Genomic DNA, 3,308 nt, shown 5'->3' on the forward strand with positions numbered 1-3,308 from the left:
GGGGAGCGGCTCTTGCGGGAACGGCTGGCGGCGCGGCCCCAGGATGCCACCCTGCGCTACGCCACCGCCCTCTATCTCTCGGGGCAGGACAAGATGGTGGAGGCGAGAGGGGTGCTGGCCGCCATCCCTAGGTCCGGCTGGACACAGGACATGGATGCGCTGGATCAGCGCCTCGCCCGTGACGAGGTGCTCGCCAGGGCGAGGGCGCGTCACGAGGCCGGGGATGATGAGGGGGCCGAACGCCTGCTTCAGCCGTTGCAGCCGGATGAAGAGGTAAGCCTGATGCTGGCGGAATGGGCCACGGATCGGGGGGCCTATGCACTGGCGGAGCAGCGCTATCAGGAGGTGCTTGCCCGCACGCCGCAACAGCCCGAGGCCAGGCTTGGCATGGCCGAACTGGCCCAGGCCAGGGGCGATCTGGCAAAGGCCCGTCACTGGCTGCCCGCCTGGCCGGTCAGCCAGCTGCCCCCGGAGGGGGCCAACTACTACCGCCGGGTAGCCAATCTCTATCAGGCGCTGGGAGAGGACGAGACAGCCCGCGCCATCTTCACCGACTACGAACCCCTGGTGGCGCTGCAACCGGCCTCCCAGCAGGCGGCACTGTTCTGGCGCGATGCCGCCCGCCAGCGCTTTGCCGAGCATGATGTGGAAGAGGCCCTGGTGCGGGATCGCAAGGGGCTGGTGGCCGCAGGTCTGGCCCCCCGCGAGGATCTGGAGGGGGGCGAGCTGACCCGGCTGGCCCGCAGTCAGGATGGGGAGGGGTGGCTGGCATCCGGCCTGCGCAGCGATCTCGACAGGCATTACCGGCAGAGCCAGACCACCTTCTCCCTCGACAGCGATTACTGGGGCTCCAGCGGTACCGGGGGCTACTCGGATCTGCGGGCGCTGACCCAGATGGCGCAACTGGATACGCCGCTGGCCGGTGGTACCGCCTTCGGCCGCCTTGAACTGGTCGACATGGATGCCGGAGAGCTGCCGGACTCCCCTTACCGGGCGCAGTTCGGTACCTGTGCGGCCAGGGACTGTCGCGGGGACGCGCACCAGCAGAGCCGGGGGACCACCCTGGCGGCAGGCTGGCAGCGGGGGGCCTGGGCGTTCGATCTGGGGACCACGCCCCTCGGTTTCGAGGTGGTGGACTGGGTTGGTGGCGCCACCTTGACCGGTGACTGGCACACGCTGGGGTGGGGGATGACCCTCTCGCGTCGGCCCGTCAGCAGCTCGCTGCTCTCCTATGGGGGAACGGTGGATCCGGGCACGGGCATCAGCTGGGGTGGGGTGCGGGCGAACGGGGTCCGCCTCGATCTCAGCCGGGATCTGGGAGGGGCCGTCGGGTTCTGGGGCAGCGCCCAGCAGCACCTGCTGACCGGCAAGAACGTGCCCGACAACTGGCGCACCCGGCTCATGGGAGGGGGCTATTACAAGTTCGTCAACGAGACCCATCGCCGTGCCAGCGTGGGGATCAGCACCATGCTGTGGCACTACCAGCAGGATCTGGGGGGCTATACCCTGGGGCAGGGGGGGTATTACAGCCCGCAGGGGTACTTCTCGCTCTCGGTGCCGGTGAGCTACCGGCAGCGTACCCCGGACTGGTCGTGGGAGCTGGGGGGATCGGGATCCTGGTCCTACGCCCGTACCGACGACAGTCGCCGCTACCCGCTGGAAGGCCTGTTGCCAAGCGGTTTGCCAGACAGAAATGCGCCTGTGAAAGGGGGCAGTAGCAGTGGATTCGGCTACACCCTGAATGGCGTGGTGGAACACAGGCTGACGGAGCACTGGCGCATCGGTGGCCGGGTGGACATCCAGCAGGCGGATGACTATGCCCCCAGCCATGTCACCCTGTTCCTGCGCTACACCTTCAAGCCCTGGCAAGGGGATCTCGACATGCCGCCAAGGCCTCTCACTCCCTACGCGGACTTCGACTGACAGGGGCGCCCGTCATCACCGGGCGCCCTTATTTCAGATAGGAACGCAGTACCCTCACCACCTGATCCAGATCCTCCAGCCGCTCGGCATGGGTCGCCTCCTCGGCGCCAAGATGCTCGCGCATGTGTCCCTCCAGCACCTCCAGCATCAGGCCGTTGACGGCGCCGCGGATGGCGGCAATCTGCTGCAGGATGGCGGCGCAGTCTGTTTCCTGTTCCAGGGCGCTCTCCAGGGCGCCGGTCTGCCCCTTGATGCGCCTGACCCGAGCCAGCAGCTTCTTCTTGTCGTGAACCGTGTGTGACATCCAGGATCCTCTCGATCAATAAAACTATACTGGGGTATAGTATATAGCATCCTCGTTTTCAGGAGAAATCCATGCCATCCCTCGCCTCATCCCACTGCCACCACCCCGTCGTCCACGAAGGGAATCCCCTGGCCGAACAGAAGACCCGCTGGGCCGTGCTGCTCACCGTCGTCATGATGGTGGCGGAGATCGGTGGCGGCTGGTTCTACAACTCCATGGCGCTGCTGGCCGACGGCTGGCACATGAGCTCCCATGCCCTGGCCCTCGGCCTCTCGGTGCTGGCCTATCGCGCTGCCCGCCACTTCGCGCGGGATCACAGGTTCAGCTTCGGTACCTGGAAGATAGAGGTGCTGGGGGGCTTCAGCAGCGCCCTGCTGCTGGTGGGGGTGGCGGGATTGATGCTGTTCGAGTCGGTGGCCAGGTTGCTGGACCCCAGCCCCATCCATTATCAGCAGGCGATCGGCATTGCCCTGCTGGGCCTGCTGGTGAATCTGGCCTGTGCCTGGCTGCTCAGGGACGATCACGGCCATCACCATGGTCACGACCACCATCACGGTCATCACGACCACTCGCACGATCACCACCACGGCCATCAGGATCTCAACCTGCGGGCCGCCTACCTCCACGTGCTGGCGGACGCGGCCACCTCGGTGCTGGCGATTGTGGCGCTGGTGGGAGGCATGTTGTGGGGGGCGGACTGGCTGGATCCCCTGATGGGCATCGCCGGGGCCGTGCTGGTGGCGGTGTGGGCCAGGGGGCTGCTGCGTGATACCGGGCGCGTCTTGCTGGATGCGGAGATGGATGCGCCCCTGGTGGACGAGATCCGCGAGGTGATCGCCGAGCTGCCTGGCGCCGAGATCCGCGATCTGCACGTCTGGCGGGTGGGGCAGACGCAGTATGCCGCCGCGATGTCGTTGCAGATGGCGACCCCGCTCCCGGCACAGGCGATCCGCGAGCGCCTCGCCATCCATGAGGAGCTGGTGCACCTGACCATCGAAGTGTCTGCCGACTGACGCCCCTGGCGGGCGTCAGCGGGGAGGCTCGCTCCCCTGATCCTGCCAGAGGGAGCCCAGCATCAGCC

The 3,308-nt window shown here is 67.1% G+C and carries 3 protein-coding genes; 2 read left to right on the plus strand and 1 reads right to left on the minus strand.

Going from position 1 to position 3,308, the window contains the following annotated elements:
- Positions 1 to 1,923 (plus strand): cellulose synthase subunit BcsC-related outer membrane protein (locus AACR77_RS14000; RefSeq protein ID WP_042882358.1); only part of this gene is annotated, 1,923 nt, incomplete at its 5' end.
- Positions 1,924 to 1,951: 28 nt separating this feature from the next.
- On the opposite strand, the gene AACR77_RS14005 is transcribed toward AACR77_RS14000, so the two are convergent.
- Complete coding sequence (locus AACR77_RS14005; protein WP_041214512.1) at positions 1,952 to 2,227, minus strand: metal/formaldehyde-sensitive transcriptional repressor; 276 nt, start codon at positions 2,225 to 2,227, stop codon at positions 1,952 to 1,954.
- A 71-nt stretch (positions 2,228 to 2,298) separates the two neighbouring features.
- Here AACR77_RS14005 and dmeF point away from each other — a divergent pair, with 71 nt between their 5' ends.
- Positions 2,299 to 3,240 carry a CDF family Co(II)/Ni(II) efflux transporter DmeF gene (gene dmeF, locus AACR77_RS14010; RefSeq protein ID WP_042882360.1) on the plus strand — a complete coding sequence of 314 codons (942 nt, stop codon included), beginning with the start codon at positions 2,299 to 2,301 and terminating at the stop codon, positions 3,238 to 3,240.
- The last annotated feature ends 68 nt before the right edge of the window (positions 3,241 to 3,308 follow it).

It is taken from the genome of Aeromonas sp. ZOR0002 (genome assembly GCF_963866995.1).
Lineage (GTDB): Bacteria > Pseudomonadota > Gammaproteobacteria > Enterobacterales > Aeromonadaceae > Aeromonas > Aeromonas caviae.

Coding starts and splice junctions, on each gene's coding strand:
- AACR77_RS14005 (WP_041214512.1), bottom strand. CDS start 2,227: ATGTCACACACGGTTCACGACAAGAAGAAGCTGCTGGCTCGGGTCAGG.
- dmeF (WP_042882360.1), top strand. CDS start 2,299: ATGCCATCCCTCGCCTCATCCCACTGCCACCACCCCGTCGTCCACGAA.